This window comes from Glycomyces tarimensis, from assembly GCF_054776215.1.
In genome coordinates this window covers 173896-181045 of the sequence record NZ_BAAHCB010000002.1, presented here as the reverse complement: position 1 = coordinate 181045, position 7150 = coordinate 173896, and the positions used below count along the sequence as shown (strand labels likewise).

The following is a 7150-nucleotide window of genomic DNA, read 5'->3' as shown; positions in this document are numbered from 1 at the left end:
GTTGCGGGCACGTACGGATTTCCCTGCCACCGGCGTCGCCCTCGAAGGCCGCGGACAGAACCTCCTGATCGCGGGTCGGCCCGCGGCAGCGGCGCGCCCTCATCCCCGGTTCCCGTCCTCTCAAGTATCGGTTACCGCTTGCCACGGCGGAGCGGAGCCCGCCGGAGCTCGCCGTCTTCAGGGAACTGTGCCTTGGCGCACAGGTATCTGTCAGCTGGAACACGTATCCTTGCGAGCGTGAACGCCAAGATCGTCCCCAAGCCCAGAAGGAGTGGGGAACAACACACCCCGGTTTCGGTGTTGGTGCTGCTGTGACATGCCCGTTCTGCTCCGCGCCCACCGTTCCCGGTGCCCGCTATTGCCATAACTGCGGAGCACCCCTGTCCCCGGAGGCCAGCGCCCCTCAGACCGAGCGGCGGTACGTCACCGTGCTCTTCGGCGACCTCTCCGACTTCACCACCTGGTCCGAAAGCCTCGACCCCGAGCGGGTCTCCTCCGTGACCGACCGGCTCCTCGCCGAGTGCGTCGGCGCGGTCAACGAGTTCGGCGGCCACGTCGACAAGCTCACCGGCGACGGCCTCATGGCCGTCTTCGGCGCCCCCCTCTCCCACGAAGACGACGCCGAGCGGGCGGTCCGGGCCGCCCAGGCCATGCAGAAGCGCGTCCGGCGCCTGCTCAAGGCCGAATCCGGCGGCGGGCTCCCGATCGGCCTGCGGATCGGCCTGCGCTCGGGACTCGTGGTGGCCGGCATGCAGGCCAACCTCGAATACACCGTCATCGGCGACACCGTCAACACCGCCGCGCGCCTGTGCGACGCCGCCTCCGTCGGCACCATCTGGGCCGGCGAGGAGACCATGCGCGCCACCAAGCACGCCGCCGCCTGGCGCCGCCTCACCCCCGTGCGCCTCAAAGGCAAGCGCGAGCCGGTCGAGGTGTACCAGCTGCTCGGCCTCGAAGACGAGCCCGGCGTGCGCGCCAGCCTCGGCGACACCGCGCCGTTCATCGGCCGCAGCACCGAGATCGGCCGCGTCACCGGCCGCCTCGACGCCGTCATCGGCCGCGGCGAGCCGCTCGTCCTCATCCACACCGCCGAGGCCGGCATGGGCAAGACCCGATTCGCCCGCGAGGTCCGCACCATCGCCACCGACCGCGGCGCCCGCGTCCTCACCGTCCGCGCCGCCCCCTACGGGGAAGGCCGCCGCTTCGGCCCACTCGCCGACATGGTCCGCAAGGCCGCCGGCCTGCGCTTCGACGACGACCGCGCCACCGCCGAGGCCAAGCTCCGCCGCATCGCCGACGGCCACATCGACCACGGCGAATGCCGCCTCAACGTCGAGGTGCTCCTCGGACTGCTCGGCCACGGCCGCCCCGGCGCCACCGACCGCCCCGGCGGCTTCACCGGCCAGCAGTCCGAGGCCTACACCATCCCCGAGGCCGTCGCCGAACTCATCACGCACCTGGCGAGCCAGCGGCCCCTCGTGCTCAACATCGACGACCTCCACACCGCCTCGCCCGACGGCATCGACGCACTCGGCGTCGCCCTCGCGAAGATCTCCGGTCCCGTGCTGGTGCTGCTCTACGGCCGCCCCGAGCTCACCCGCTCCTCCGGCGTCCTCACCCGCATCTCCGAGGCCGAGGTCCACCCCCTGCCGCCGCTCGCCGGCGCCGACGCCGCCCGGCTCCTCTCGGAGTTCCTCGGCGGCGGCCGCCTGCCCAAGCCCGACGAGGAGCGCCTCCTCGGCTTCGCCCAGGGCAACCCGTACTACCTGGCCGAACTCGTCACCCTCCTGCTCGAACAGGGCCTGCTGACGCACACCGGCGAGCAGTGGCGCCTCGCCGCCGGATCCCTGACCGGCAAGGTCCTCTCCCGCGACCTGGCCCAGGTCCTCGGCGCCCGCATCGACGCGCTCTCCCCGGCCGCCCGGGCCCTGCTGCGGGCCGCCTCCATCTTCGGCGACGCCGTCCCGCCCGAGGCCACCCAACTGCTCGAAAAGGAGGTCCCCGGCGAGTTCGACCGGGCGCTCCAAGAGCTGCTCGACCGGCGCATGCTGCGCCGCCGCTCCTACGGCGGCTACCGCTTCGTCACGCCCCTGCTGCGCCAGGCCGCGTACGCGCCGATCGGCAAGGCCGACGCCGCGCACGCCCACGCCGAGATCGCCCGCTGGGCCGCCGACACCGAACTCGAAGGCCAGAGCGCCGACGACCTCGTCGTCTACCACGCCGAGCAGGCCGTCACGCTCGCCCGCGAGGTCGAGATCGAAGCGGTCGACGAGGTCTGGAACGTCCTGCCGCTCGCCCTCGACGCCGTCCGCAAGCAGGCCGCGCGCGCCATGGACGCCTCCGAGCCCGAACGCGCCGTCGCCCTGCTCAACGGCGTCGAACGCCTCGCGCCCCTGTCGGGCCACGACCGGCTCCTGCGCGGACGCGCCCTCGCCCGCCTCGGCCGCACCGTCGAGGCCGAGGCCGAGATCGAGGGCCTCGCGATCGACATCGGCCTGGTCGTCCCCGGCGACGACCACGAGGAGCATCCTTCGGGCCAGCTGTTCGGCGACGACTTCCCCGAATCCGAGGCCGAACTCGTCGCGCAGCTGCTGCTCCTGCGCGGCCGCCTCCACCGCTTCAAAGGCGAACTCGAGAGCGCCCGCGCCGCCTGGGCCGCCGCGCTCGCCCTGTCGAGACGCGAAGGCCTGGCGGGGCCGCGCTGCGACGCCCAATGCCGCATCGGCATGCTCGACTACCTCTCGGGCCGCCTGTCCGAGGCCGAGCGGCGCTTCCTCGACGCCTACGACACCGCCGAGGGCGTCGGTGACGACAAGCGCGTCGCCTGGGCCCTCCAGCACCGCGCCTGGGTGCTGGTCGCCCGCGGCGACTTCGACGGCGCCGACGAAGTCCTCCGCGAGGCCGCGAAGGCCTTCGCCCGCCAGATGGACCTCGTCGGCCGCGCCTGGGTCCGCGGCGTCTCCGCGTTCGCGCTGCTCATGGCCGGCCGCTTCTCCGAGGCGCGACGGCTGTCCGCCGTGTTCCTGCCGATCGGGGAGCGCAGCGGCGACGTGTTCGCCGTCGGGCTCCTGCGGGCCACCGGCGCAGCCGCCTCGGTCGCGCTCGGCCACCCCGAAGGCACCGACACCGCCGCCCGCAAGTCCTTCCGCGACTTCGACCGCATCGACGACGACTGGGGCCGGGGCTTCGCCAAGTACGTGCGCGCCCTCGCCGCGTTGAGCATCGGCGCGCTCGGCCACGCCGCCGACCTGGCCTCGTCCGCGGAGGACTACGGGGCCCGCACCGGGCACCCGCTGCTCATCAGCCTCGCCCACCACCTGCGCGGCCGCGTCGCGCTGGCCGCCGGCGACCTCGACGACGCCGAGGCCGCGGCCCGCGAGTCGCTCGCCATGCACACCGACGACGTCCTCGAGCCCGGGCGCGCCGCCGGCGCCGCCCTGCTCGCCGAGGTCCAGGCCGCCAAGGGCGACCGCACGGGGGCGCTGGAGCGGCTCTCCGAGCTGGTGGAGCACTTCGACGAGCCGGCCCTGGGTCACCCGCGGCGGGCGATCGTGGCGCGGTACGCGCAGCTGCTCGATGAGGACGGTCAGACCGAGGAGGCCAGGCGGTGGGCGCGGACCGCGCTCAAGTCCTTCGGTGAGGCGCCGGAGGCCACGGCGTGGGCCGAGGCCTACGGGGCCAATGAGCACAGTCGCGTGGACCATTGAGGTCCGCGGCCGAGGGTGCTGTAGTGCGGCTCCGAACGCGGCGGGTGGACGGGCGGTCCTGTTACCGTCACGAGACCGCCCGTCCTCCCGCGCGCCACACGGGGGATGGACTCACTATGGGCTACCGGTACACCGCACAGCGGAAGCGACATATCATCCGTTCGGTCAGTTGTGAGTGGCTTTTCGTCCAGGCGTATACAGATTCGGGAGCGCGTTGCCGTAACGTTATCCGCCAAAGGTCCGATGACTTGAGACATGCAGCGAACACCGGACGGAGCGCACCGCAAGCTGACCCGCGCCCCGCCATGACCCAGGCTCGACGCTGTGCCAAGCTACGGCTCGTGAGCGTCGCCGTGAATGGAGGCTGTATCTAGTGGACACCATCTCGTCCTACGGTGCTCCCACCGGTCCGTACCCCAGCTCGACCGCCCCGCTCTCCCCCCCGGTGGGCTACGACCCCCACGCCGCCTACCCCCGCAGCGGCGACACCGGCGACGTCAAGCGCGGCGGCCACCACCCCGACATCGACCCCGAGTCGCTCCTGCACGGCATCGAGCGGCTGACGGGCTTCGCCGAGATCGACCGCGGCGCCTACTCCACCGTCTTCAGCGCCACCCGCTTCGACGACGGGGCCGAGGTCGCCGTCAAGATCGAGTCCAGGCCGCTCACCGACGAGGGCGCACGCCAGCGCTTCCGCCACGACGTCCAGACCGCGGGCCGTCTCTCCAACCATCCGTGCGTGGTCAAGATGCTCTCGGCCGGACTCACCCACCAGGCGCACCCGTACGTGGTCATGGAGCGGTGCCGCGGTTCCGTCGCCGAGCTGCTCGACCGGTACACCACGATCCCGCCGCAGCGGACGCTGGAGATCGGCATCCGCATCGCCGACGCCCTCGCCGCCGCCCACGAAGCCGGGATCGTCCACCGCGACATCAAACCGGCGAACATCCTCGTCAACGACAACGGCGCAGCGGTCCTGGCGGACTTCGGGCTCTCCGGGCTCCTCGCGACCCCGCAGCCCGGCGAGCCGATCTCGACGATGGCCACCCCGGCGTACGCGCCGCTCGAAGTCTTCCAGATGCGCGAGGTCGGGCCCGCCGCCGACGTCTACTCGCTCGCGGCGACGCTGTACACGCTGCTGAACGGCTCGCCGCCGCGCTTCCCGGCCGACGGGGTGCTCGACATCAACGACGTCGCGGCACTGTTCGACCAGCCCATCCCGGCGATTCCCGGTATATCGCCGCTGCTGTTGGAGATGCTGCGCACCGCGCTCATCAACAACCCGGCAGGGCGCCCCACCGCCGTGGAGTTCCGCGAGTTCCTCGCGAGCATTCCCGAAGCCTCCACCGGGATCATTCCGCGAGTGGACGACGCGCCCCCGCAGCAGCGCGTCCCCGTCTCTCCCGCGCCGGCGGGCGTCGGCACGTTCACGGCCTACACCTCGCCACCCCAGTTCGACGACGACCTGACCGCGCCGATGCCCGACCTCAACGCGCCGATGCCCGATCCCGCGGCGCCGATCCCGGACTCGCCGTCGACGCTGCGGCTCGCCCCCGGCAAGCGCAAGCGCCCGCAGCAGGACCCGGCGCCCGCACCGGAGCCGCGCACGGCCGCGTACGCGGCCCCCGCGCCGCCCGCGCCCGCACGGGTCCACGAGCCCGCCGACGACGACACGCTGACGTCCCTGGGCGCCTGGGGCGGCGCCATCGGCAACGAGCACTCCACCGCCTCGCGCCTGCCGGTGCCGGTCCCCAGCACCGAGACGGGCTTGACGCGCCGCGAGCGGCGCCTCCAGTCGGGCGACAACGACTCCAACATGGGCCGCATCATCGGCATGGGCATCGGCGGCCTGGTGATCCTCGGCCTGCTCATCGTCGGCGGCGTCTGGCTGTTCGGCGGCGACGGCTCCCCCGACCTCGCCGAGCAGTCCATGGCCGACGACTACGTCAAGGAATGCTCGCTCGACCAGGCCGGCGCCGGGTGCGTCACCGAGCCCACCTGTTTCACCGGCACCGCACCGGACCTCGAGTCGGCCTCCTGCCAGGGCAAGCACAACTGGGAGGCCTACGCCACCGGGCCGCTGCCCGACGGGCTCGCGGCCGACGCCGGCTACGACGACGCCGTGGCCGATCCGACCATCGCCGAGGCCTGCCTCGACGGCGCACGCGAGGGCGGCCCGCTCGAGCAGCTCATCGGCGCCGACGCGGTCTTCTGGGCGACCGACGCCTACCTGCCCGGCGACGGCACGTTCATGTGCATCGCCACGCCGAGCGACGGCGAGACCGTCGACAGCGTCACCTTCGCCCGCGGCGGCTGAGCGCCGCAGACGAACGAAAAGGGGCCCGAGACCGGCAGGTCTCGGGCCCCTTCGGCCGTATCTGGGAGAACGGATACGGCACCGGGTCAGAACTCCTCGTCGAGGTCGACCTTGCCTTCCACGGCCGTCTGGTAGGCGGTCGGCCTGCGTTCGAAGAAGTTCGTCAGCTCTTGGACGTCCTGGAGCGCCATGAACGGGAACGGGTTCTCCGAGCCCCAGCGCTTGGGCATGCCGAGGCGCACCAGGCGCTGGTCGGCGGCGTACTCCAGGTAGGACTTCATGTCGCCGACGGTCATGCCGGGCATGCCCTCGCCGATGAGGTCCTCGGCGAACTGGAGCTCGGCTTCGACGGCCTCCTCCAGCATGGCGGTGACCTGGGAGCGCATCTCGTCGTCGAACAGCTCCGGCTCCTCGGCGCGGACGACGTCGACGACGCTGAACGCGAAGTTCATGTGGCACGACTCGTCGCGGAAGACCCAGTTGGTGCCGGTGGCGAGCCCGTCGAGGAGCCCGCGGCTGCGCAGCCAGTACACGTACGCGAAGGCGCCGTAGAAGAACAGGCCCTCGATGCAGGCGGCGAAGCAGATGAGGTTGAGCAGGAACGCGCGCCGGTCCTCGCCCGTCTTCAACTCGTGCATGTCGAAGACCGAGTCGATCCACTTGAAGCAGAAGTCGGCCTTGCGCTTGATCGAGGGGATGTTGTTGACCGCGTCGAACGCCTTCGTGCGCTCGTCGGGGTCGGGCAGGTACGTGTCGAGCAGCGTCAGATAGAACTGGACGTGGACGGCCTCCTCGAACAGCTGCCGCGACAGGTACAGGCGGCCCTCGGGGGAGTTGACGTGCTGGTAGAGGTTGAGCACCAGGTTGTTCGCGACGATGGTGTCACCGGTGGCGAAGAACGCGACGAGCCGGTGGATGAGGTGCTGTTCCTGGGGCGTGAACTTCGCCAGGTCGGCCAGGTCCGAGGCGAGGTCGACCTCTTCGACGGTCCAGGTGTTCTTGATGGCGGCCCGGTACTGCTCGTAGAAGTCCGGGTATTTCATCGGTCGCAGTGTCAGGTCCATGCCCGGGTCGAGCAGCATCGATGGTCCCTTCTCTATTGGTTCTGCAATGTCGGCGGGGCGCC

3 protein-coding genes are annotated in these 7150 nt (G+C 71.7%); 2 read left to right on the top strand and 1 reads right to left on the bottom strand.

Annotation, left to right across the window (positions count from 1 at the left end; translation table 11 throughout):
• Nucleotides 1-428 precede the first annotated feature (428 nt).
• Both ACYVK3_RS02920 and ACYVK3_RS02915 read left to right on the top strand, forming a co-directional pair.
• The gene (locus ACYVK3_RS02920) at nt 429-3707 is read left to right on the top strand and encodes an adenylate/guanylate cyclase domain-containing protein (protein WP_460495754.1); all 3279 of its coding nucleotides are present in this window, start codon (nt 429-431) and stop codon (nt 3705-3707) included.
• Between the two features lie 373 nt (nt 3708-4080).
• Nucleotides 4081-6024 (top strand): serine/threonine-protein kinase, encoded by a 1944-nt coding sequence (locus ACYVK3_RS02915; RefSeq protein WP_460495753.1) that lies wholly within the window; start codon nt 4081-4083, stop codon nt 6022-6024.
• An 86-nt stretch (nt 6025-6110) separates the two neighbouring features.
• Here ACYVK3_RS02915 and ACYVK3_RS02910 read toward each other — a convergent pair whose 3' ends face one another.
• Complete coding sequence (locus tag ACYVK3_RS02910; protein WP_460495924.1) at nt 6111-7106, bottom strand: ribonucleotide-diphosphate reductase subunit beta; 996 nt, start codon at nt 7104-7106, stop codon at nt 6111-6113.
• Nucleotides 7107-7150: the final 44 nt, after the last annotated feature.